Annotated in this window: 27 protein-coding genes, 1 pseudogene and 1 riboswitch; of the genes and pseudogenes, 15 read left to right on the forward strand and 13 right to left on the reverse strand. The window is 62.2% G+C overall.

Features of this window, described 5'->3' with window-relative positions:
- Nucleotides 1–110: 110 nt before the first annotated feature.
- Nucleotides 111–360: riboswitch (cobalamin riboswitch) on the reverse strand.
- Between the two features lie 56 nt (nt 361–416).
- Complete coding sequence (locus JNB85_RS20540) at nt 417–1,649, reverse strand: metallochaperone AztD (RefSeq protein ID WP_220336144.1); 1,233 nt, start codon at nt 1,647–1,649, stop codon at nt 417–419.
- A gap of 303 nt (nt 1,650–1,952) precedes the next feature.
- Here JNB85_RS20540 and JNB85_RS20545 point away from each other — a divergent pair, with 303 nt between their 5' ends.
- Complete coding sequence (locus JNB85_RS20545; protein ID WP_220336145.1) at nt 1,953–3,011, forward strand: NAD(P)-dependent alcohol dehydrogenase; 1,059 nt, start codon at nt 1,953–1,955, stop codon at nt 3,009–3,011.
- On the opposite strand, the gene JNB85_RS20550 is transcribed toward JNB85_RS20545, so the two are convergent.
- Nucleotides 2,999–3,916 carry a LysR family transcriptional regulator gene (locus JNB85_RS20550; RefSeq protein WP_220336146.1) on the reverse strand — a complete coding sequence of 306 codons (918 nt, stop codon included), beginning with the start codon at nt 3,914–3,916 and terminating at the stop codon, nt 2,999–3,001. The genes JNB85_RS20545 and JNB85_RS20550 overlap by 13 nt on opposite strands.
- A gap of 239 nt (nt 3,917–4,155) precedes the next feature.
- Here JNB85_RS20550 and JNB85_RS20555 point away from each other — a divergent pair, with 239 nt between their 5' ends.
- Together JNB85_RS20555 and JNB85_RS20560 are read left to right on the forward strand one after the other, a co-directional pair.
- Complete coding sequence (locus JNB85_RS20555; protein ID WP_220336147.1) at nt 4,156–4,335, forward strand: hypothetical protein; 180 nt, start codon at nt 4,156–4,158, stop codon at nt 4,333–4,335.
- Nucleotides 4,336–4,520: 185 nt separating this feature from the next.
- Complete coding sequence (locus JNB85_RS20560; protein WP_220336148.1) at nt 4,521–4,796, forward strand: hypothetical protein; 276 nt, start codon at nt 4,521–4,523, stop codon at nt 4,794–4,796.
- Between the two features lie 39 nt (nt 4,797–4,835).
- Here JNB85_RS20560 and JNB85_RS20565 read toward each other — a convergent pair whose 3' ends face one another.
- Genes JNB85_RS20565 through JNB85_RS20575 form a run of 3 tightly spaced genes read right to left on the reverse strand, consistent with a single transcriptional unit; the run spans nt 4,836 to nt 6,203 of the window.
- Nucleotides 4,836–5,456, reverse strand: coding sequence for an ATP-dependent Clp protease proteolytic subunit (locus JNB85_RS20565; protein ID WP_220336149.1), 621 nt, complete (start codon nt 5,454–5,456; stop codon nt 4,836–4,838).
- A gap of 46 nt (nt 5,457–5,502) precedes the next feature.
- Complete coding sequence (locus tag JNB85_RS20570) at nt 5,503–5,874, reverse strand: SRPBCC family protein (RefSeq protein WP_220336150.1); 372 nt, start codon at nt 5,872–5,874, stop codon at nt 5,503–5,505.
- Nucleotides 5,871–6,203, reverse strand: coding sequence for an ArsR/SmtB family transcription factor (locus JNB85_RS20575; protein ID WP_220336151.1), 333 nt, complete (start codon nt 6,201–6,203; stop codon nt 5,871–5,873). Before JNB85_RS20575 ends, JNB85_RS20570 begins: the two co-directional genes overlap by 4 nt.
- Nucleotides 6,204–6,354: 151 nt before the next feature.
- Here JNB85_RS20575 and JNB85_RS20580 point away from each other — a divergent pair, with 151 nt between their 5' ends.
- The 3 genes from JNB85_RS20580 to JNB85_RS20590 all read left to right on the forward strand — a co-directional run bounded on the left by JNB85_RS20580 (nt 6,355) and on the right by JNB85_RS20590 (nt 9,167).
- Nucleotides 6,355–6,762 (forward strand): hypothetical protein, encoded by a 408-nt coding sequence (locus tag JNB85_RS20580; protein ID WP_220336152.1) that lies wholly within the window; start codon nt 6,355–6,357, stop codon nt 6,760–6,762.
- Nucleotides 6,763–6,850: 88 nt separating this feature from the next.
- The gene (locus JNB85_RS20585; RefSeq protein WP_220336153.1) at nt 6,851–8,224 is read left to right on the forward strand and encodes a PepSY-associated TM helix domain-containing protein; all 1,374 of its coding nucleotides are present in this window, start codon (nt 6,851–6,853) and stop codon (nt 8,222–8,224) included.
- Between the two features lie 10 nt (nt 8,225–8,234).
- Entirely contained in the window at nt 8,235–9,167 is a 933-nt protein-coding gene (locus JNB85_RS20590; protein ID WP_220336154.1) for a copper uptake system-associated protein, read from the forward strand.
- Nucleotides 9,168–9,353: 186 nt separating this feature from the next.
- On the opposite strand, the gene JNB85_RS20595 is transcribed toward JNB85_RS20590, so the two are convergent.
- The 4 genes from JNB85_RS20595 to JNB85_RS20610 form a co-directional block, all read right to left on the reverse strand.
- Nucleotides 9,354–9,779, reverse strand: coding sequence for a GFA family protein (locus JNB85_RS20595; RefSeq protein WP_220336155.1), 426 nt, complete (start codon nt 9,777–9,779; stop codon nt 9,354–9,356).
- A gap of 28 nt (nt 9,780–9,807) precedes the next feature.
- On the reverse strand, nt 9,808–10,440 hold the full coding sequence (locus JNB85_RS20600) for a DapH/DapD/GlmU-related protein (RefSeq protein WP_220336156.1): 633 nt from the start codon (nt 10,438–10,440) through the stop codon (nt 9,808–9,810).
- Nucleotides 10,441–10,520: 80 nt separating this feature from the next.
- Nucleotides 10,521–11,747 carry a TCR/Tet family MFS transporter gene (locus JNB85_RS20605; RefSeq protein WP_220336157.1) on the reverse strand — a complete coding sequence of 409 codons (1,227 nt, stop codon included), beginning with the start codon at nt 11,745–11,747 and terminating at the stop codon, nt 10,521–10,523.
- A gap of 8 nt (nt 11,748–11,755) precedes the next feature.
- Entirely contained in the window at nt 11,756–12,658 is a 903-nt protein-coding gene (locus JNB85_RS20610) for an NADP-dependent oxidoreductase (protein ID WP_220336158.1), read from the reverse strand.
- Nucleotides 12,659–12,845: 187 nt separating this feature from the next.
- On the opposite strand from JNB85_RS20610, the gene JNB85_RS20615 reads away from it, so the two are divergent.
- Complete coding sequence (locus tag JNB85_RS20615) at nt 12,846–13,499, forward strand: TetR/AcrR family transcriptional regulator (protein ID WP_220336159.1); 654 nt, start codon at nt 12,846–12,848, stop codon at nt 13,497–13,499.
- A 229-nt stretch (nt 13,500–13,728) separates the two neighbouring features.
- Here JNB85_RS20615 and JNB85_RS20620 read toward each other — a convergent pair whose 3' ends face one another.
- A complete protein-coding gene (locus JNB85_RS20620) occupies nt 13,729–14,241 on the reverse strand; it encodes a DUF6428 family protein (RefSeq protein WP_220336160.1) in 513 nt (170 codons plus the stop codon).
- A 42-nt stretch (nt 14,242–14,283) separates the two neighbouring features.
- Here JNB85_RS20620 and JNB85_RS20625 point away from each other — a divergent pair, with 42 nt between their 5' ends.
- The 7 genes and pseudogenes from JNB85_RS20625 to JNB85_RS20655 all read left to right on the forward strand — a co-directional run bounded on the left by JNB85_RS20625 (nt 14,284) and on the right by JNB85_RS20655 (nt 19,373).
- Nucleotides 14,284–14,640, forward strand: a complete 357-nt coding sequence (locus JNB85_RS20625) for an ArsR/SmtB family transcription factor (protein WP_220336161.1) — start codon at nt 14,284–14,286, stop codon at nt 14,638–14,640.
- A 56-nt stretch (nt 14,641–14,696) separates the two neighbouring features.
- Nucleotides 14,697–14,879, forward strand: a pseudogene (locus JNB85_RS20630) (arsenate reductase ArsC); the annotation flags it as partial.
- Nucleotides 14,879–15,322: an arsenic resistance N-acetyltransferase ArsN2 gene (arsN2, locus tag JNB85_RS20635; protein ID WP_220336163.1), complete on the forward strand. Its 444-nt coding sequence runs from the start codon at nt 14,879–14,881 to the stop codon at nt 15,320–15,322. The pseudogene JNB85_RS20630 and the gene arsN2, both read left to right, overlap by 1 nt.
- On the forward strand, nt 15,319–16,023 hold the full coding sequence (locus JNB85_RS20640; protein ID WP_220336164.1) for an aquaporin: 705 nt from the start codon (nt 15,319–15,321) through the stop codon (nt 16,021–16,023). Before arsN2 ends, JNB85_RS20640 begins: the two co-directional genes overlap by 4 nt.
- The gene (gene arsC, locus JNB85_RS20645) at nt 16,020–16,448 is read left to right on the forward strand and encodes an arsenate reductase (glutaredoxin) (protein WP_220336165.1); all 429 of its coding nucleotides are present in this window, start codon (nt 16,020–16,022) and stop codon (nt 16,446–16,448) included. Before JNB85_RS20640 ends, arsC begins: the two co-directional genes overlap by 4 nt.
- Nucleotides 16,423–17,616, forward strand: coding sequence for an arsenite efflux MFS transporter ArsK (arsK, locus tag JNB85_RS20650; RefSeq protein ID WP_220336166.1), 1,194 nt, complete (start codon nt 16,423–16,425; stop codon nt 17,614–17,616). Before arsC ends, arsK begins: the two co-directional genes overlap by 26 nt.
- A gap of 209 nt (nt 17,617–17,825) precedes the next feature.
- Nucleotides 17,826–19,373 (forward strand): DHA2 family efflux MFS transporter permease subunit, encoded by a 1,548-nt coding sequence (locus JNB85_RS20655; protein ID WP_220336167.1) that lies wholly within the window; start codon nt 17,826–17,828, stop codon nt 19,371–19,373.
- Between the two features lie 154 nt (nt 19,374–19,527).
- Here the strand turns inward: JNB85_RS20655 and JNB85_RS20660 are convergent, their stop codons facing one another.
- A complete protein-coding gene (locus JNB85_RS20660; RefSeq protein ID WP_220336168.1) occupies nt 19,528–19,800 on the reverse strand; it encodes a hypothetical protein in 273 nt (90 codons plus the stop codon).
- Nucleotides 19,801–20,198: 398 nt separating this feature from the next.
- Between JNB85_RS20660 and JNB85_RS20665 the strand changes: the two genes are divergently transcribed.
- The gene (locus JNB85_RS20665; RefSeq protein WP_220336169.1) at nt 20,199–20,897 is read left to right on the forward strand and encodes a DUF1223 domain-containing protein; all 699 of its coding nucleotides are present in this window, start codon (nt 20,199–20,201) and stop codon (nt 20,895–20,897) included.
- Nucleotides 20,898–20,934: 37 nt separating this feature from the next.
- Here the strand turns inward: JNB85_RS20665 and JNB85_RS20670 are convergent, their stop codons facing one another.
- Together JNB85_RS20670 and JNB85_RS20675 are read right to left on the reverse strand one after the other, a co-directional pair.
- On the reverse strand, nt 20,935–21,465 hold the full coding sequence (locus JNB85_RS20670) for a gamma carbonic anhydrase family protein (protein WP_220336170.1): 531 nt from the start codon (nt 21,463–21,465) through the stop codon (nt 20,935–20,937).
- A gap of 10 nt (nt 21,466–21,475) precedes the next feature.
- A complete protein-coding gene (locus JNB85_RS20675) occupies nt 21,476–22,168 on the reverse strand; it encodes a fumarylacetoacetate hydrolase family protein (RefSeq protein WP_220336171.1) in 693 nt (230 codons plus the stop codon).
- Nucleotides 22,169–22,207 lie beyond the last annotated feature (39 nt).

The following is a 22,207-nucleotide window of genomic DNA, read 5'->3' on the forward strand; positions in this document are numbered from 1 at the left end:
CGAAGGCCGGCTAGCGGCGGATCTTCCAATCGAGACGGATGGATGGCGGCAGGTGGAGAGGGGTAGCGTCAATCATGTCTGCTCCTTGTCCGGGCATCCCCGCCCGGCTTGATTGGATCGTGTCGACGGCAGGTCTCCTGGCTCGCGAATATGTGCCGGTCATCTGCCTTCCCGCGAAATCGCAGTGGCAAGGCCCTGAGGCCGGGGGCATGATCGCTGTCGCGATCAACCCCGAGATCGACAATCCGCTTACAGTTGCGGGGGCAGCCACGGTCTCGGTCCCTCTTGGGTCGTCCTCACCGTGTTCCCTATTATTCCCCTCGGAGTTCTCTTCGGGAAACCGTCGCCCCGGTCTATGACGCCGCCAGGGGCGACGTCAAGCGCCGGAATGCGAAGTGTGTCGGGTCCGAAGCCGCTTAGTGGCGGGCGCCCGAGCCGCCGGCGGCGACAAGCCCGAAGGGCTGACCGTCGACGGGGATCGCGCGCGATTGCTTCAGCGTTTCGCTGCTGACAAGGCGGATCAGGCTGCGGCGGGGATCGGTGATGACGATATCATCGCCGGCCACGGCGAGCCGAGGACGCGGGTCGCGCCAATGGCCGTCCTTGCTGTAGGGTTCCGTGACGGTTTCCGATCTGGCGATCTCGCCCTTTACGGTATCGAGCAGATGCAGCCTGCCATCTTCGGTGAGGATATAGGCGTTCTGGAACTTTGCCGGATCGAGCACAAAATCGACGCGCCGTGTCGGAAGATCGATAACGCGGTAGGGCGCCTCGGTGCTGTCGGGGTCAATCAGCACCACCTTGTCCTCCCCGTAATTGCCGAGGAAAAACTGCATGGAGCGGCCGCCGAGCAGAGTGGAGACCTTGCCTTGCGGCAGCGACGCGCCATAAGCGAGCATTTCGAGTTTGGGGCCGTCCGCGCCGCCAGGACGGGCCACGAGCACGCCTTCCTCACAACCGAAGGCGACGAGGCGGGCAGAGGTCGCCTCGCCATGCAGGCCGGTGCAGGGCGCGACATCGCCGATCTGCCGGCCATTACGATCAAGCACCCGCAGGCCAAGGCGCGGCGGCAGCTCGCCCTCCTTGACCGCGGCTTGCATGTTCGGCACGGAGACCAGCAGATGATTGCCCATCGGCACTGCGACGCCATGGTGGGCGGCGACGGTATCGATAGCCTTCGGCTCCGGCTTCTCCTGCAGCAGGCTGCTTTCCTTCAAGAGATCGAAGCGGTGGGTGCGATCATAGAAGATCGCCACGTCATCGCCATGCGTGACCACATGGCCCGGCTTCTCGCCCTTTATCGTCGCGCCGACCAGCTTCGGCGGCGTCACCTCGATATCGCGATGCTCCCCATGATCGGAAAGGGCAATGCCGGTATCGATGGCATGAACGACATTCTCTTCGCCCTGGACGGCGAAGACCGTGCGCCCGGTCTCGCTCAGCGACAGGGCGGCATAACCCTCGAGATCGAAGCGACCGATCTGTCTGCCGCTCGCAAGGTCGATGGCGTGGACGACCGGCAGGCTGTGATCGGCCACGAAAAGCCGCCAGCTTTCCTGCTGTTCCTCCTCGGCGCAGGAAGCCGATGGCAAGGCGGTGGATGCGAGCGCGGTGGCGACTGCGAAGACGGCGAAAAGGTCCCGATACATGAAATCTCCCCTTAATGTAATAACATTACAGGGCTGTTGTTATAAAGTTACATTTGCCTTGTCCAGCCCCGGCTGTCGGATTTTTGAGAAATTGGGGCGCCGGCCTTGTTTGATGTCGGGCTGGCTGCTCATGACGACCGGATAGCGATATAGGACTAGGAATCGATAAGCGATTACTGAGCCCAGTTCACAAGCCTATCCCGCCGGCCTCGTCTAATTCGGATAATCCACGGACGCTATATCCCCTTTTGCGCAGCTTTCGCTGCCCATCAGCTTTCAGCAGCCTTTCGAGGGGATAAGCCATTGAGAACATCCGGATTTGCCGCAACCGATGCGAACACGCCGTTGCAACCTTTCTCCTTCGATTGCCGGGAATTGCGCCCCGAAGACGTGGCGATCGATATTCTCTATTGCGGGGTCTGTCATACGGACCTGCACATGGCCCGCAACGACTGGGGATTTTCCAACTATCCGCTCGTGCCGGGGCATGAGATCGTCGGGCGCGTGTCTGCCGTCGGCAGCAATGTTTCGCGCTTCAAGGTGGGTGACAACGTTGCCGTCGGCACGATCGTCGACAGCTGCCGGGAATGCGCCCAGTGCCGGCGTCATGAAGAGCAGATGTGCTACAAGCGCGCCACTACCACCTATAACGGCCAGGACCGGGTGACCGGCGAGACCACCTATGGCGGCTATTCCGATCATATCGTCGTGCGTGAGGAATTCGTGCTGCGGGTGCCAGACGGGCTCGATCTGTCGCGCGTCGGACCGCTGCTCTGCGCCGGCATCACCACATATTCACCGCTGCGCACCTGGAATGTCGGCACCGGCAGCCGGGTGGGTGTGATCGGGCTTGGCGGCCTTGGGCATCTGGCTGTGAAATTCGCCTCCGCACTCGGGGCTGAAGTGACGGTGCTGACGCGCTCGGAAGGCAAGGTCGGCACGGCGCACGCGCTCGGCGCCGACAAGGTGCTGCTATCGACCGATGTCGCCGCGATTGAGGCTGCCGCATTCGCCTTTGACGTGATCATCGATACGGTGCCTTACGAGCACGACCTCAGCCCCTATCTCAACCTGCTCGATGCTGACGGCACGCTCGTCATCGCGGGCTCGCTGGTCGATACGCCGAAGTTCAATAACCTGCTGATCCTCCGCGGCCGCCGGCGCATTGCCGGTACGCCGAGCGGCGGCATCAGGCAGACGCAGGAAATGCTGGATTTCTGCGGCCGCAAGAACATTCTGCCGGAATGCGAGATGATCGCCGTGCAGGATATTGCCAAGGCGTTCGAGCGGCTGGAGCGCGGCGACGTGCGCTATCGTTTCGTCATCGACATGGCGACGATGCCGGCGGCTCAGGCGGCTTGAGCGGCCGGTCTTTTCGGGATGGCGCGCAGCGCCTCGATGAAGACCGAAAGGGCCGGCGGCATCTGTCGCCGGCTCGGATAATAGAGGGAATAGCCGGAGAAGGGCTTGCAGTAATCTTCCAGCACGCGGACCAGCCGGCCGCTTGCGATATGCTGCTCAGCGAAATCTTCGAAGACATAGACGAGGCCGGAGCCTGAAAGGGCGGCCTCGATCATCATGTCGGAATCATTGACCATGAAGCTGCCTGACACCTTCACCTCGATATCGCGGCCATCCTCCTCGAACTCCCAGGCATAGGGCCCCGCCAGCGAAGCCATGTAGTAGGTGATACAGTCGTGGTCGGCGAGATCGCGCGGGGTCTTCGGTGCCGGATAGCGGGCGAAATAATCGGGCGAGCCGACGACGGCCGCGCGGATATCCGGCCCGATGCGGAGCCCGATCATATCCCTGTCGACGCGCTCGCCGAAGCGAATGCCGGCATCGAAGCGCGAGGCGACGATATCCTCGAAACGGTCGCCGACGATGAGCTCCACGCGGATATCCGGGTAGGTGCGATGGAACTGCGGCAGGATCGGCATGACGAGCGCGGCGGCGGCATGTTTGCCTGCGGTGATCCGCACGGTGCCGGCGGGTTTTTCCCTGAGCTTGCCGAGCTCCTGCAGGCCGCGGCTGATTTCGGCGAAGGCGGGCTGGAGGGTGAGAAGCAGGCGTTCACCCGCCTCCGTGGTGGCGACGCTGCGGGTGGTGCGGGCGAGAAGCCGCATGCCGAGCCGTTCCTCCAGCTGCCGCATCATGTGGCTGAGGCCTGAGGAGGACATGCCAAGGCGGGCAGCGGCTTTGGTGAAGCTGCGCTCTTCGGCAACGATGACGAAGGCGGCGAGATCATCGAAATCGTGGCGTTTCATCTCTGATCTGCTTTCAGGAATGGATACGGACTGCTGGCTGTTGTTCACCTATCTAAGGCAGGGGTGAGGAGGCCCGCAAGATGCGTGCTGCCTGGCCTTCTCCTTTCGAAGTGGTTTCCAAACCTGATGACGACGCCAAGCTTCCCGGAGGCCGGAAAAAACTTCGCCTCTGGAACATTGCAGGCCCGGCCTCGTTGGGCTCATCATGCAAGCCTTCATGCGAGCCGGAGGACGAGACCATGACAAGTCCTGTTACAGCGATCAGGATCCTGGCGCCCGAACCTCATCCGTCGGCCCCCGTTCCGCCGCCGGGGAAACCCGCTCCGCCCGTCAAGGAGCCGATGCCCGACAAGCAAGGCGATGACGGGCCGTCACCCGACCCCGACGAGGACGGGACGCCCCTGGAGGCTGCGCCATGACGCCGGCAACGAAATACCAGGTCAAATATCTGTCGATCTATGTCGGCCTTATCGTACTCGTGGCTGCCGTCATCACAATCGGCGCGCTCGTCGCCGCACTGTGACGTGTTTTCGGGTAATGTGTTTTCGAGAACAATGGCGCGGCGAGGCGGTTCGGATCGCTGATCATCAGTTGGAGCAGTGCCATGATAGGAGATCACGAAGCCGCGAATTTCGCGCTTGTGCCGTCGGGCGAGCCGAATGTTTTTCATCTGACCGTCGAAGGCCGATATATCGGGACCGTCGCCAGTGACGGCGAGAGCCTGTCGAGGGCGAAACCCTGGGGGTGGCGCCTGCTGATCGGCGACGGCACGCTGGGGGATGCGCCGCTGGCCGGCCGGTCGCACAATCTCGATGAGGCGCTGGCCGAGGCAAAGCACGCCTACGAACGGCATCGGGACGAGCTCTCGCATCGCATGTGAACCGTTCTTGCCCGTGGAGACGACAGGTGCTGCCGATGACTATTGCGGCTCCGCCTCCTCCAATTCTTCGCGATCCTCCAGGATGCGGTCGATGAGGCCCCATTCGAGGGCTTCCTGCGCCGTCATGAAGCGATCGCGATCCATGGCCTGCTCGAATTCGTCATAGGTACGGCCGCAATGTTCGGCGTAGAGCCGTGTCATGAGCTGCTTCGTCTTCCGGATTTCCTCGGCATGGATCAGCATGTCGGACGCCTGGCCCTGGAAGCCGCCGAGGGGCTGGTGGATGAGGATGCTGGCATTAGGAAGGGCATACCGCTCTCCCGGCTGGCCCGCCATCAGCAGAAAAGAGCCCATCGAGCGCGCCGTTCCCATGCAGAGCGTGTGCACCGGCGCGCGGATGAAGCGCATCGTGTCGTACATGGCAAAACCGCTGGTGACGACGCCGCCCGGCGAGTTGATGTAGAGATTGATCGGCTTCTTGGGATTTTCGGCTTCGAGGAACAGAAGCTGGGCGCAGACGAGGGCGGAGACCGTATCGTTGATCTCGCCGTTCAGAAAGATGATCCGCTCACGCAGGAGACGGGAATAGATGTCGAAGGACCGTTCCCCTCTCGAGGATTGTTCGACGACCATGGGGACGAGTTGCATCGCTTCGCGCATCGGCGAACTCCAATCGTTTGGGACTGTGGCGGTGAGGCTTGCCGCGTCAGGCGGCGAGCATCAGGGTCGGGCTATTGCTGTTGGCGACGGATCTCGTGAGGCGCTCGAAAGTGGCATCGGTCAGCTCGTGGATGATCCGCAGGCTGGTTCCGCCCGATGCATTCGCCGAGATCACGAAGGTGACGATGCTTTCCAGGTAGGGCGGGCTGCCGTCGCGCAATCTGTAGCGAACCTCCTTGCCTGGTGTCTCGGAGAGCGACTGCGGATCGGCAAGCGCTTCCTTCGGCAGCCACCTCTCGCGAAATTCGGCGATGCTGATCGCACGCCAGACCTTTTCCGGCGGCGCATCCAGCTCGTATCTCTGTTCGAAACCGGTTTGCTGTTGCCCGACCTGCGCTTGAGCCTTCACCTCGTTCATTGGTCCATATCCTTCAGCAAGAGCTTGAGAGCGTCGATGCGAGCCGGCCAGTAGGCGCGGTATTTCGCCAGCCATTCTGCGATGAGGGTCAGCCCATCCGGATCGACCTCGTAATTCACGAAACGGCCCTCTCTCTGTTCGCGCACCAGCCGCGCCGAACGCAGCACGGCGAGATGCTGGGACATGGCAGGCTGGCTGATATCCATGCCCTGGCGCAAGGCGCTGGCATTCATGCTGCCATTCGCCAGCTTCTCGAAGATCGTGCGGCGGGTCGGGTCGGCGAGAGCGCGAAAAATATCATGTTCCATCATGTAGACACATAAGCACATACTTATGCGATTCGCAAGAGCGCCCCCTGATTGCCGATGGAATGCCGGGTGATGCGCCGCCGAACAGCATCAGGACGGGCTCTTGAGCTTTCCCGCGGATGCCGCTATCACGGATTCGATGCTGAGGCAGGGGCCTTGAGGCGCCGGGAACATGCAACTTCGTCTTGATAGAATCGAGCAATGGCTGGTGCGCATTCTGTGCACCATCGCGCTCGTCTTCGTCGGCCTCGCGCATCAGGGTCCGGCCGTCGCCGAAGATGCTCTAAGCCCTGCGGCTCTCGCCCAATATGTGCTGCCCGACGGCACGCTGCCGACGCTCTGCGTTACCGTTGTCGACGATAGCGGCAAGGAGCATGGCAAGATCGCGCATCTCAACCCGTGCGAGGCTTGCCGTATCAGTGCCGCCGTCATGCTGCCGCAGCCTGCCGATGTCACCGGTGCGCGCATCGGCTTTACGGTTGCGGTGGAATTGCCGCCCCGCGTCGAGACCTTCCATCGCCAGCTTTTCCCGCCGAATACCGGGCCGCGCGCCCCGCCTGCCGATCCGATCCTTGCCTGAACCCGCATTGCGGCCAAGGCCGTGATGCGTCTTGCAATCATGGCCGGGCCGCATTCAAGCCGCCGGCCGAGGATTCGGATCCACTTCCATGTCTGTCACCACTGCCACTGAGGCGGCAGAGAACGCCGTACCGGGCGTTTCGCTCTATCGCGCCATCTGGCGCTGGCACTTCTTTGCCGGCCTGCTCACCATTCCCTTTCTGCTCAATCTCGCCGTTACCGGCTCGCTTTATCTCTTCAAGGACGAGATCAACGATACGGTCTTTGCCTATCGTTACATCGTCGAGCCGGCCGGCGAGGCGCTGTCGCCACAGAAGATTGCCGATATCGCGGCGGCTGCCGTTCCGGGCTCTGTGGCGAGCTCCTACAAGGACCCGGCCGGTCTCGATCGGTCAGCGATCGTGACCGTGTCTTCGGATGCCGGCCAGACGCTGGTCTTCGTCAATCCCTATGACGGCAAAGTGCTCGATACGGTCGGCTCCACCGAGGAGTTCAACTATGTCGTCAAGCGCATCCACAGCCTTGCGCTGTTCGGCGGCTTGCCCAACAAGCTGATCGAGATCACGGGCGGTTTCGCCATGGTGCTGGTCGTAACCGGCATCTATCTCTGGTGGCCGCGGCGGCAGGCGGGTGGGGTGGTAACCGTTCGGGGAACACCTTCGCGACGGGTCTTCTGGCGTGATCTGCATGCGGTGACCGGTGCCTTCGCCGGCATCCTGATCTTCTTCATGGCGATGACCGGCATGCCTTGGTCGGGCTATTGGGGCGCCAATGTCAATGCGTGGCTGACGAGCCACAATCTCGGCTACCCGGTGCAGCTCTGGGATGCCGTGCCGAAATCGCAGAAGGTGACGGAGGACATTCTGCCGAAGGCCGGCTGGATCGTCGAGAAGGCGCCGGTGCCGCTGTCGGAGATTGCGGCGGCGCAGTCGAAGAAGCCCGTTGGCCTCGACAAGGCGGTGGAGATTGCGCGGGGTCTCGGCATGGCGCCGGGCTTCGATCTTGCCATTCCCGGCAGCGAGACGGGTGTCTATACCGCAGCGGTCTATCCTGACGATCTCACCAACGAGCGCACGGTTCACATCGATCAATATTCCGGCAAGCCGCTCGTCGATCTCTCCTTCGGGCAATATCCTTTCCTCGGCCGGGCGATAGAATGGGGCATCAATGTGCACCAGGGTCAGGAATTCGGGCTCTTCAATCAGCTGCTGATGCTGGCGACGTGCCTTGCCATCATCCTCTCCTGCGTCACCGGCATCGTCATGTGGTGGAAGAGAAGGCCGACTGGCCGGCTCGGAGTGCCCCCCATGCCACCGCAGCGCTCCGTCTATCTGGGGCTTTGGATCGTCGTGCTCGTCTTCGCCTTCGCCTTTCCGATGAGCGGGCTCGCGATCCTGCTGATGATCGCCTTCGACCAGGTCGTGATCCGCTTCGTGCCGCCGTTGAAGCGCGCCTTTGCCTGAGGAGGGAATGATGAAGACGATATTTTCTCTCTTCGTGGGTCTGCTGATCGCGACGGCTGCGGTGGCGCAGGACACGATCCGCATCGACCTTGCGGCCTCACATTCCATGGTGGCGGGCGCCAGGGTCGGCGACGGTTATCTTGTTATCACCAATAGCGGCAGCGAGCCGGACCGGCTGATTGCCGCAAGTTCGGATCGCGCGAAAACCGTGCAGCTGCACCAGAAGAGCATGGACAATAGCATCATGACCATGCGCGAGCTGAAGGGTGGGCTTACTATCCCGGCCGGGCAGACCGTGACGCTTGCGCCGAATCACCACCTGATGTTTCAGGATGTGGAGAAGCCCTTTAAACAGGGCGAGAGGATCCGGGTGGTGCTGAGCTTCGAGAAGGCGGGTGAGATCACGGCCTATTTCGCCGTCGGCAAGATCGCCGGGCCGCTGGACGATATCGGTGGGGCCAGTGGCATGGACCATGGCGGCATGGACCACGGCGGCAGGGGCCATGGGGCGATGAATATGCCTGGCAAGGAAGGCATGGACATGTCCGGACCGCCACCCGAAGAGGCGATCCCCGAGACGCTGAAGACCATGTTCGAGCGGCCGGACAAGCCGCTGACAATCCTGCCTGTGGTCGTGGAGAAGGACTGGGCGATTGCCGGCTGGCAGCAGGATGGGCGGGGCGGTCGCGCATTGCTGAAAAAGGGGCATCACGGCTGGAATGTTTTTCTGTGCAGCGGCGATGGTATCAGGCAAGCCGCGGCGCTGGAGAAGGCAGGGCTCTCCATTGGTGATGCGAAGGCGCTTGCGGCCGATCTGGCCGAGGCCGAAAGCAAGCTTGATCCCAAGGTTCTCGCGCTGTTTGCGAGCTTCGAGGGTACCGTCATGATGGCGGGCGAGGCCGGTGATGCCGGTCAGGCCGGTCATGAGGCGCATGGGCAATGAGCGCGCGCAGCCTTGCCATTTCAGGTTTTGCCGCTTGGCGCGACGCTGGCGAAGATCCGCCATGTATCGCTCAGCGCAGGGGTGTGCGAAGGGGGCCGCCATCTTAACCGGCGGAAAGTCAGAGAGAGCGATATGGATCGATAGGGGCTCGGGACGTCCCGTGCTGCAGCCCTCGTCGGCATGGGCTCAAGTTGTCGGCTCGAACCGAAGGATCCCGGCGACCTTGGGTCCGGAGCCGGAATCCGAGGGATGGGAGACGCCATCCATGACCTGAACCTCCGGAAAATCGAAGGGGCTGACGCCCTCGATGCAGGCGACATTGATGCCGAACTGGTTCGGATTCGAGCGACGCTGATGATGGGTATAGATGCCGCAGGTCTTGCAGAAATAGTGCTTCGCCGTGCCGGTATTGAATTGATAAAGCGTCAGATTGTCTTCGCCCTTATCAAATTCGATATCCGAGAGCTGTGCCGAGACGGCGATGGCGCCGCGCATGCGGCAGTAGGAACAGTTGCAGCGGCGGATCGTATTGAATTCGTCCGCCAACCGAACCCGGAATTTAACGCTGCCGCAGTGGCAGGCTGCATTATGCTCTTGTCTTTCGTCGCTCATGATCCGCCTGTCTTTCTCGATAAACAATCTAAGCCCAGCGCTCGCAGAAGGCCTCGATGTCGCTGGATTGAAAATCGGTAAGCCGCTCCATGATCGTCTCGAAGGGCCAGTCCCACCAGCCGATGGCGGCAAGTTTTTCAGCGACGGGCCGCGAGAACCGCTCACGAATGAATTTGGCAGGAACGCCGCCAACGATCGTATAGGGGGCGACATCCTTGGTGACGACGGCGCCGGCCGCAAGCACGGCGCCATCCCCGACCCTGACACCCGGAAGCACCACGACGCCGTGGCCGATCCACACATCATTGCCGATGATGGCGCGATCGGCTTTTCGCTCTGCGAAGAAGGCGTGGTCGCGCACGGCGTCGGCCGAATAATATTCCGGGCAATAGGTGAAGCGGTGCATGGACGGACGGTCCATCGGGTGATTGGGAGCGCCCATCCTGACCTCTGCGGCAATAGCGCAGAATTTCCCGATCGTCGCATTCCCGGCGATGCAGCGCTGCCCGAGATAGGAAAAATCCCCGAGTTCGACCGTGTGCAGGGAGGTATTCTCCAGAATCTCGCAGCATTTGCCGATGCTGGAATCCCGGAGGCTCGCTGTCGGATGAATGACGGTTTCGGCGATCTTGGGGCGGTTTGGCTGGGTGATCGAGTCCATGGGCACTCTCCGGATTTCCGCCTGCCTAACCGGGGACGGTGAAGGATATGTGACGGGAAGAGAGAGAAGCGGGCTTTGCCCTATGCCTGTGCAGTTTGCACGGGGCGAGCCTCTCGCGTGCTCAGAAGAACCAGCGGCACCGCGATCGCATAAAGCGCAATCACCGAGAGCCAGATTCCACCCGGCCAGTTCTCCCGCGTGACGAAATAGAGGGATGAGAAGGCAAGCGGCGCGATGATGGAGGCGAGGCTGACGGTGGAGGCAAGCACGCCCTGCAACTCGCCCTGCCGGTCGGGCTCGACTTTTCTTGTGGCGAGCGCCTGGAACGCGGGGTTGCCGATACCGACGAGGGTGAAGATCGGCATGATAGCGAAGATCATCCAGCCCTGATTTGCGAAAGCCATGACTGTCAGGGCGATCACGGCGGCGGCGATGCCTGTGATGACCGACCAGCGCTCGCCGAGCAGGCGTGTCGCCGGCCCCGGCAGGAAGGCTTGGCAGACTGTCTGGCAGATGCCGAAGGCGCCGAGCGACAGGCCGATTGAGACACCGTTCCAGCCGAACGTATCGAAGCCCCAGAGCGCCCAGCAGGTGCCGTAGGATTCGCCGGCGGCGCTGAAGACGAAATAGACGGATACGATGGGCGGCAGGCCTTTCATCGAAGCGGTCCGTTTCAGCGGCCGCAGCGGGTTCAGCGCAGTGAGGTCGATCTTCCGGCACGAGGGCGTGCGGGATTCGGGTAGGCGGGACTCCGGCAGAACGAAGAGAGCGAGCAGCAGATTGCAGGCGTTCAGCGCTGCGGCGGCGATGAAGGGCAGGCGCAGCCAATAGTCGCCGAGCAAGCCGCCGAGGACGGGGCCGATGATGAAGCCGGCGCCGAACATGGCGTTGGTGAGGCCGAAGCGGCGGGCGCGCTGATCGGCCGGCGAAATATCAGTAATGTAGGCCGCTGCGACCGACATATTGGCGCTGGTGAGGCCGGCGATGGCGCGACCGGTCAGAAGCAGAAGGAGGGACGGCGCAAAGGCCATGATGACGTAATTGACCGCGGCGCCGGCAAGCGAGATCAGCAGCACGGGGCGCCGGCCGATCGTGTCGCTGAGCGCGCCGAGCACGGGCGAGAAGACGAACTGCATGGCGGCATAGAGTGCCGTCATGAGGCCGACATCGAAGGCGATGTCCCGCGTCTGCATCACGTCCTGAAGGAGCCGGGGCAGAATGGGGAAGATCAGCCCTATGCCGACGGCATCGAGGCAGATGGCGGCAAAGATGACGAGGAGCGGTTTGTTCGTGCCGGACTTGTTCATTGGGGAGCTCATGGGGAAATGATGAGTTTGCCGGTGACGTGGCCGGCTGCGCTGACGATCTGCGCTTCGGCCGTCTTCTCCAGCGGAAAGCTTTGCTCGATGTGCAGGCGAAAGAGGCCCTTGGAATGGAGCCGGGCCACGTCGGCCAGCACCCGTTCGGGATCTTTCGGAGGGCCGCGAGAGAATTTTGCGCCATATTCCTCGGCCGAGAAATCGGCAACGGAGAGGACGTGCGCGGCATCGCCCACGATGGCGATCAGTTCGGGGATGATGCCGGAGCCGGCGACATCGATGGCTGCGTCGATACCATCGGGCGCAAGCTGCCGCACCCGGTCAGTGAGGCCGGGTCCGTAGGTCGTCGGGATGGCGCCAAGTTCCCTGAGATAGTCGTGCTTCTGCGGGCTCGCGGTGCCGATGACGGTGGTGCCCCTGACCCTCGCAAGCTGGATAACGGCCGAGCCGATGCCGCCGGCGGCACCGCTGACGAGCAGCGTCTGGCCGGATCTTACGCTGAGTTCGTCCAGGCCGCGCCATGCCGTCTCCGATATGACGGGAAGGGCGCCGGCGATCTCGAAGGGCAGGTCGTCGGGTTTGTGGACCCAATGCGTCAAGACGGCATGTTCGGCCATCATGCCCTCGCCATAGCCGAAGACGGCATCGCCGACGAAAGTGCTTGATACACCTGGGCCGACCTCATCAACGATGCCGGAGGCTTCGACGCCGACGCCTGCGGGGAAACGTATCTCCTCGAATTTGCGATATCGGCCTTCGCGGCGCTTCCAGTCCGAAGGGTTGACGCCGGCGGCGCGTACCGCGATGCGCACCTCGCCGGGGCCAGGATGTGGGGGATCGATCTCAACGATTTCGAGGACATCGGGGCCGCCGTAACGGCTGAACTGAACGGCTTTCATGGAATTTCCTTTCGACGGATGCAGGCAAAGTCCAGCCGCTCGTGGCGGGCTGGCATGCCGGCCGGCTCACGTCGAGTTGGTTTTGTATACTGCATATAAACATATACTGAGTACAGGTATAGGATGCCGAAGCTGCGCCTGTCAACAATGATGTACTCAGTACATAAACACTGCTATGGAGAGCACCATGACGACGCCATCAGACGAAGCACCTTCCGACCGGAGATCCCGCAAGCGCCTTGCCACGCGGCGTGCCATCTCGCTTGCCGCCGACCGCTTGTTTTTCGAGCGGGGCTTCGAGAATGTGACGGTCGATGAAATTGCGGCCGCTGCCGATGTCGGACGCATGACGGTGTTCAACCATTTCCCGCGCAAGGAAGACATGTTCTTCGATCGCGACGAGGAAGCGCGTGAGACCTTGCGCCAAGCCCTGCGGCAGCGCGACAGCAGTGTTTCTCCCATCGAGACATTACGCCTGCTCGCGCATCAGCTCGTCAGGCAGCAGACGCCCTATTTGCTCTTTTCCACGGCGAGCCAGAGCTTCATCGAGACGGTGGAAAACAGCGAGACTCTGAAGGCGAGGGCGCGGGCGATCCGGGACGAGATCGCGGGAGAACTGGCGGTGGCCCTTGCCGAAAGTGCCGGGCAGGACGCAGACGATTCCAAGGCGAAACTCGCTGCCGCCATGCTGCTTGCAAGCTGGAGCGTCGCCTTCATCGAGGCGCATCGCATATTTCGGCAGGAGCGGGATACGGACAAGGCGAAAGCCGCCTTTCTCGCGCTCGTCGATCAGGGAAGCGTGGGTGTGAAAGCTGCCGTGGCGGGCACGGCTTACGCCTGAAACCGGCGGGAATCAAAAGGGCGCTCGACCCTTGCGGGGAGCGCCCTTGCCTGTGGAGCTCGAACGCGGCTCGACCAACGTCGATACCAAGCGCAAGTCCGTTTTCAGGTGAAGCCGCGATATGATGCGTGGCCGGGCGGATTGCAAGGGGCAAAAGCTGGAATCTGCGATTTTCCCGCACGGATCTATCGCTGCAGCCGACATGACGTTTAAGGCCGACGGCAGTCGTTCAGCCGCAGCACCTGGCGGCGCTGGTCGGAGCGCAGCAGGAGGTCGACTGTGCTTGTTCCGCCAGCCACCGGTCGCGCGGCTTGCAGCTTGCGGGGCGGGGTGAGAGCTCCACATTCACGGCGCCGTCGCCGAGGGTGGGGACGGCGGCGCAATGGAGCTGCATCGGCTGCACGCCGTCGCTGACTTCGAAAGTCAGCCTGGCCGAGCCGCTGAGCTGCACATGCTCGGAAACCTTGCGGATAATGGCGGCAAACTTGCCGGCCGGCATATGCGTGCGATTGCCTTCCTCGATATCCCAGAGCTGCACGAAAATCTCCGTCCAGGTTTCCGGATTGGCGCCGCAGTCCAATGCGGAGAATTGCCCGGCCTTCACCTCGGTCACATGATAGCCCGGCTTCACCGGCCGCCCGTCATAGTGGAATACCAAAGGCAGATCCGGAGTGCCTGCCAGCGTGTCGAGCAGCATTCCCAGGTTGATATCGTGAGAGAAGGTCTTGTCGATCGCGTTCATTTGCGGTACTCCTCGTTTCAATAATTCAAGGATTGTTGAAATATGGACGAACGTCAAGCCCTCTCGTCATTTGGCGCGTTATCGCAGGAAACCCGCTTGCAGATCGTCCGCATGCTCGTCGTGGCCGGACCGGATGGCATGGCGGCGGGGACCATTGCGGAAAAGCTCGACGTGTCGCCGTCGAATGTTTCCTTCCATCTGAAGGAACTCGACCGGGCCGGCCTCATCAGCCAGCAGCGGGAGGCGCGCTCGATCATCTACAGCGCCAATTACGATAAGCTGGCCGGGCTGGTGCGGTTCCTGATGGAGGATTGCTGCGCCGGTCATCCTGACATCTGCGCGCCTGCGGCTGAGGTCGCGGCCTGCTGCGCTCCTAAAATGGAGGAGAAACTGCAATGACCATAGACCGCATCTACAACGTGCTCTTTCTCTGTACGGGCAATTCGGCCCGTTCGGTCGAGGGCAGCGAAGTGGAAATAGGCCGCGCCTTTGCCCAGGCAGCCCGTTTCCTCAAGAGCCGTATCATGTCGTTCATCAGCCTGCCAATCGCCTCGATCGACAAGCTCGCGCTGGAATCGCTTCTACGCCAGATCGGCACGATGGACGGCGCCAGCATCAAGCAGCCCAAGGCAAGCTAATGGGGTTCGATTTGCATCAACAAGCCCTGGACGGGTGCGATGACAGCCTTCGGGCGGCGCTCGCCGGCGCCGGGCTTCCGGTCGATGACCTCGCAGATGCCGGCCGAAGCTTCTACCGTTTTTCGTGCGACGGCGCGACGGTCGGTTTCGGCGGACTGGAACTCTACGGCGAGGCAGCGTTGCTGCGGTCGATCGTCGTCCTGCCCGATCGGCGGGGTTTCGGCTTCGGCCATGCGATCACACTCGGTCTGCTCGATGAGGCTCACAGGAAAGGTGCTGATGCCGCCTATCTGCTGACGGAATCAGCCGCCGCTTTCTTTCAGTCGCTCGGCTTTCATCCGATCGCCCGCGATGAAGCGCCCGCCGCCATCCTGACGACGCGCCAGGCCGCAAGCCTGTGCCCGGCATCCGCTGCCTTGATGGTCCGGAGCCTGCCGGCATGAGTGCGGTATTTCCTCTTTCGCGGCGGTTGGTCGCCGAAGCGCTCGGCACGTTGTTGCTGGTCGCAACCGTGGTCGGTTCCGGCATCATGGCCGACAAGCTGACGGACGATATCGCCCTTGCGTTGCTCGGCAATACGCTGGCAACGGGGCCAATCCTCGTCGTTCTGATCACCATCGTGGGGCCGATTTCCGGCGCGCATTTCAATCCGGTCGTATCGCTGGTTTTTGCGCTCCGGCGCGAGTTGTCTGCCTCTTTCGTTCCGGCCTATATCGGCGCGCAAGTCATCGGCGGCATTGCCGGGACGATGCTTGCCCATGCGATGTTTGGCCTTCCCCTGCTGCAAGCTTCGGAAACCGCACGATCAGGCGGCGCGCAATGGCTCTCCGAAGTGACGGCAACCTTCGGTCTTGTCTTCATTATCTTCGCCGGTGTGCGCTTCCGCGCCGATGCGGTGGCGTGGCTGGTTGGCCTCTATATCACCGCCGCTTATTGGTTCACCGCATCCACCTCGTTTGCCAACCCGGCAGTTGCGATCGCCCGATCGCTGACGCACACATTTTCCGGCATCCGCCCGATCGATCTGCCGGGGTTTATTGTCGCTGAAGTTGTGGGCGCATTGCTGGCGCTGATGTTTTCCGGATGGCTGCTGATGGGCGCCCGTACTCCTGAAACCTTCGCTGAAACGGAATCTGCACCATGACCATGGACGTCAAGATCTATCACAACCCGCAATGCGGCACCTCGCGCAACACGCTGGCAATGATCCGCAATGCCGGCATCGAGCCCGAGGTCATCGAATATCTGCAAACCCCGCCGTCGCGCGCACAGCTGATCAAGATGATTGCGGACGCAGGTTTGAGCGTTCGCGAAGCGATCCGCGAAAAGGGCACACCTTATGTGGAGCTCGGCCTCGACAATCCGGATCTCACCGACGAGCAGCTGCTGGATGCGATGCTCAAGGATCCGATCCTGATCAATCGCCCGTTCGTCGTCACGCCGCTCGGCACGCGCCTCGCGCGGCCTTCGGAAGTGGTTCTTGACATCCTGCCCGATACCCATAAAGGCCCGTTCGCCAAGGAAGACGGCGAGCAGGTTCTCGATGCCGACGGCAAGCGCCTTGTCTGAACGTGTGCCGGTCTCTGCCGTCGCCGCACTCGGCATTACCCAGATCATCGGCTACGGCACCCTCTATTACAGTTTCAGCATCCTGGCGCCCGATATGGCTGCCACCTTGGACTGGCCGAGCGAATGGGTCTTCGGGGTGCTTTCGGCGGCACTTCTGGCCGGCGGCCTGACGGCGCCCTGGCTCGGCGTGCTGATCGACAGGGTCGGGGCAGGGCGGGTGATGACATCGGGCTCGGCCGCTGCCGCAATTGCCCTGGTTGCCTGCGCCTATGCGCCCGGCAAGGCGTCCTATGTCGCCGCCCTCATCGCCATCGAGGTTGCCGCAAACTTCGTCCAATATGGCGCTGCCTTCGCGCTGCTCGTGCAACTGCGCCCGCAGGTCGCTTCCCGCAGCATCACCTATCTGACGCTGATCGCCGGTTTCGCCTCTACGATCTTCTGGCCGATCACCACGGCGCTGCATGCCGCCCTCTCATGGCAGAACGTCTATCTGGTCTTTGCTGTTCTCAACATGGCCGTCTGCGTGCCCGTTCATGCATGGCTTTCACGCGGCGCGGCCGCGCGCCGGGCGATGGCATCGACGGCTGCGCCGCGTGTGGAAGGCATCTTGCCGCCGGCGCGCCGCCGCCTCGGATTCGGCCTGATGGTTACGGGCTTCTCGCTGATGTCGCTCGTCGGCTCGGCGATGCTGGTGCACATGGTGCCGCTCCTGTCGGGCCTTGGACTTGGCGGCACGGCGACGCTGGTCGGAACCCTGTTCGGCCCCTCGCAGGTCGGCAGCCGGCTGATCAACATGATCTTCGGCAAGGGCCTGCCGGCGCTCTGGCTGGCGCTGATTGCTGCGGTGCTGATCCCCGCCGGCGTTCTGGTGCTTCTGGTTTCGGCACCATCGGTGGCGGGGGCGATGCTCTTTGCCATTATCTTCGGCATGGGCAACGGTCTGCTCAGCATCGCAAGCGGCACACTGCCGCTGCAGCTCTTCGGCAGCGACGGCTACGGCAAATTGCAGGGCAGGATGATGGCGGCGCGGCTGATCCTTTCGGCGCTCGCGCCCTTCGTCCTCGCCTTCGGCATGGCGACTATCGGCATCACGCCGTCGCTCAGCATCACTGCCGCACTGGGCGGGCTTGCCATTGTTGCGTTTCTTCTCATCGCGGCAGCGCGTTGACCGGCATCTGCCGAACACCACCTCTTGATCGCAGCAATCGCAATCCTCCCATTAAACTTTGGCATGCCACTCCATGCCCTGCTATTGTCCGTCGTCGCTGCGTTGATCCTGACATGTAGATCAGGGCTGGCAAACATGCTCTATCTATTTGTTTTCCCGCAGTTCCGGGCTGCTGCGCACTTTTGCTGGAACTGATCTAGGACCATTCCATGCCCGATCGGTTCGAACCCGTTTTAGCCGCAGTTCCATCACAGCTCAGATGGATCGGCTTTCTGGCAATGTGCCTGGGCATGTTCATGGCGATCCTCGACGTTCAGGTCGTTGCCACCTCGCTTCCCACCATCCAATCGGCACTCGATATTCATCCGGATCAGATGAGCTGGGTTCAGACCGCCTATCTCATCGCCGAGGTGGTGGCGATACCGCTGACGGGGCTTCTCACGCGGCTGCTGACCATGCGCTGGCTGTTCGTCGTGTCGCTGTCGCTGTTCGTCATCGCCTCGGCAGGCTGTGCGGCAAGCGGCAGTTTCGGCGGGCTCGTTGCCTGGCGGGTCGTTCAGGGCTTTTCCGGCGGCACGCTGATCCCCTCGGTGTTTTCGGCGGTCTTCATCCTGTTTCCGGATGAGCGGCAGGCGCTTGCCACGACGATCGCCGGCGTTCTTGCGGTTCTTGCGCCGACGATCGGGCCGATCGTCGGCGGCTGGCTGACGGAGACCTATTCGTGGCACTGGCTGTTCCTGATCAATATCATTCCCGGCCTTGTGGCAGCGCTCGTCGCCATGCGCTCGCTTCCCCGCGAGAGCGTCAATCTCTCCGAGCTCCGGCATCTGGATATCATCTCGTTGCTGCTGATGGCGATAAGCCTTGCTGCCCTGGAACTCGGCCTGAAGGAGGCGCCGACCAGCGGCTGGACCTCGCTTTACGTTGCCGGACTCATCGGCCTGTCGGTGGTTTCCGGATGCGTGTTCGCATGGCGGTCGCTCAGGAGGTCGATACCCGTTGTCGAAGTCCGGAATTTCGGCGACCGGAATTTTCTGGCGGGCTCGGCGATGAGCTTCATTCTCGGCATCGGCCTTTTCGGCTCCGTCTATCTCATGCCCGTCTTTCTCGCCTTCGTGCGCGGCCACAACGCTCTCGAAATCGGCATGACGATGCTGGTGACGGGCATCGCCCAGCTCATCACAGCGCCGATCGCGGTGGCGCTCGAAAAACGGATGGATGCACGGCTGCTCTCTGCTCTCGGCTTCGCGCTCTTTGCCATCGGCATCGGCATGAGCGCCTTTCAGGACCCACAGACCGATTATGACGCGATGTTCTGGCCGCAGATCATCCGCGGCATCGCCATCATGTTCTGCCTGCTGCCGCCGACGCGCCTCGCGCTCGGCACTCTGCCGCCGGAGCGCATTCCAGACGCCAGCGGCCTGTTCAACCTGATGCGCAACCTCGGCGGCGCAATCGGCATCGCGCTGATCGACACCATCGTCTACACGCGCTCGGGACCGCTCGGTGATGGCTTGTGGGACCGGCTGAAGGCCGGGGATACAGGCATTGCCGCCTTTGTCGGCGCACCGCTGCAGGCGGTTGCGGGGCATCAGGGCGAGTTCGATGCGGATACGACAGCGATGCTCGATCCGCTGGTGCAGACGGCGGCCACCGTTCAGGCGCTCAACGAAGCGTGGTTGGTGGTTGCGGTGCTGACGGCTTGTGCGCTGCTGTGGGTGCCGTTTGCGAAGAAGGTGGCGGCAACGGCGGGGTGAGGGGATAAAGATGACCGGCCGCATCACGGCAAATCAGCGCTCACGATTTTATGAGCGCATGGGAACCGAGGCAGTTGCTGCCGATCGTGCAGCGGCGTTCATGCAGATGCCGGCACGGGCAGCCCTAGGGCCGCCCGCACCTCTCTGACACGCTTCACATGTGGCTCATGCTTTTCATGGCCTTTTCCATGTGCATCTTGCAGTCGTCCATCTTCTTGGCCTTCATGGAATCCTTGGCCATCATCATTTCCTTGGACGCCATTTCCTTCTTTTCCTTCATGGCCGGATCCGTCATGGCATCCATGTCGGCCTGCATCTTCATCATCGACGCCTCGTCGCATTTCGCCGACACCATCGCGTCCTGTGCAAAGGCGGGCAGCGCGGAAGCCGCTGCCAGGGCGATTGCTGCTACTGTGTATTTCAACATGACCTTCTCCTCCTTGTGGGCGCCATTGCCCGTTGCAAGACTGTCTCGCGGCAAGATTGCCCGCAGGCATGGGTGCCTGGATTCCGGCGTGCCATTCGCCCCGGTCCTCCCGGAAGCCGCCCTTGCCGCCCACGCAGGCCGCGAAGCTGTCCCTGGCTGTGATCGTCGAGTGTCGCCATGATCGTTTCGATGTCCGGTGCCGTCGCTTACCCACAAGCCTGTACGTAGGCGATGCGGGATTTGTTACAGGCGTCCTGAAGTTTTTTCTTTGCAGCCGGGGAGAGCCGACGGCGCGGCCTTTCGGCATCCGGCCGATGCCGTCACAAACGCGTGAACCTGTAACGAATGGCGTTCCACCTGCGAAGAAGAGCGAGATGCAGATCATAGGGAGCACCGCCATGAAACATTCAGCCGCGTTCAATCTTGCGATCATCACAGCAGTCTTCGCTCTTGGTTCCACCGGTCAGGCCTTCGCCGGGCAGTCGCCTGCGGTCGTCGAACTGTTCACCAGCCAGGGCTGTTCCTCATGCCCTCCGGCCAATGCCAATCTCGTCAAGCTCAGCAACGATCCTGATGTGCTCGCCTTGAGCTTCTCGGTCACCTATTGGGACTATCTCGGATGGAAGGACATCTTCGGGAAGAAGGAATTCACCGACCGGCAGGTGACCTATGAGCCTGCACTCGGCCAATCCGGCCCTTTCACGCCGCAGATGGTGGTAAACGGCCACCAGTCGATCGTCGGCTATGATCTGAACGAAATCCGGCGCGTGATCGCATCCGAGCCCGCACTGTCCGGCCCCGGGATCGCGCTCGCCCGGAACGTGGCCGTCATCGACGCGGCGAAGGGCCGGACGGCCGCGGCCGACGTGTGGCTCGTCCGCTATGCTCCAGGCACCGTACAGGTTCCGGTCGCCAGAGGCGAGAATGCCGGCGAGACATTGCCGCATGCCCATGTCGTGCACGAGCTGACGCGTCTCGGCACCTGGTCCGGCAAGGTGTTGAAGCTGCCGGTCCCGGCTGCAACCGGCGATCTCAAGAGCGCGATCATCGTCCAGGAGGCGAAGGGCGGCAGGATACTTGCAGCAACGACCGACTGAAAGCCGTCTCGGTGCCCAATCTTTCGGCGGCCGATTTTCAATCGATCCGCTTGAGATCCCGGGCGAACCGCTGCCAGTTGCCCACATATTTCCTTGCGGATTGAGTGAGCTTCGCGGCTGACTCGTCGTCCAGGTTACGGAGCGCCTTGGCGGGCGAACCGACGATCAGGGAGTTGTCGGGGAATTCCTTGCCTTCGGTGACCAGCGCATTGGCGCCGACGAGGCAGTTGTTGCCGATTTTTGCGCCGTTCAGGATGGTGGCGCCCATGCCGACGAGCGAGTTGTTGCCGATCGTGCAGCCGTGGATGATGGCGTGGTGGCCGATGGTGCAATTTTCGCCCACGGTGGTCGGAAAGCCGGGGTCTGTGTGGACCATGACGCCTTCCTGCAGATTGGTGGCCTTGCCGATCGAGATCGGTTCGTTGTCGCCGCGCAGGACGGCGCCGAACCAGATGCCGACCTCTTCGGCAAGTTCGACATCGCCGATCACATGTGCGTCGGGGGCGATCCAGAACGTGCCGGATGGAGGCAGTTTCGGCCTCACAGCGCCGAGTGCATAGATCGCCATTTTTTCCTCCTCACACCACTTTGAGCGACAGCGTTGCAACGCCGTCCACGCCGCAGGAGATGCTGTCGCCCTTGTTGATGGCGCCGACCCCGGCCGGCGTGCCGGTCATGATGACATCGCCGGGGGCGAGAATGAAGAGTTTCGAAAGCTCTGCAATGATTTCCGGCACTTTCCAGATCATTTGGTTTAAGTCGCCATCCTGCTTTTTGACGCCGTTCACCTCCAGCCAGACGCGGCCCGCGCTGGGATGGCCGATACGGCTTGCCGGGACGATGTGCGAGACTGGAGCGGAATGTTCGAAAGCCTTGGCGAGCTCCCACGGGCGGCCGAGCTTCTTGGCTTCGGCCTGCAGGTCGCGGCGGGTGAAATCGATGCCGACGCCATAGCCATAGATGCAGTCGAGCGCCTTTTCGGCGGGAATGTCAGCGCCGCCGGCCTTAAGGGCCAGCACGCATTCGACCTCGAAATGGACGTCATTCGACAGCGGCGGATAGGGGAAATCCTTGCCAGTGAAGAGATTGTCGGGGTTCTTCTGGAAGAAAAAGGGCGGCTCGCGGTTCGGGTCATGGCCCATTTCGATAGCGTGGTCGGCATAGTTGCGGCCGACGCAGTAGACGCGGCGGACCGGGAAGCTTTCTGCGCTGCCTTCGACGGGCAGGAGAACGGGTTGCTGCAGGGGAATGACGGTGGCGGGGAGGGACATGGCGAGGCTTCTTGGCTGATTGACGAGTCTGTCGGCATC

The organism is Rhizobium mesosinicum, from assembly GCF_019511345.1.
Lineage (GTDB): Bacteria > Pseudomonadota > Alphaproteobacteria > Rhizobiales > Rhizobiaceae > Rhizobium > Rhizobium mesosinicum.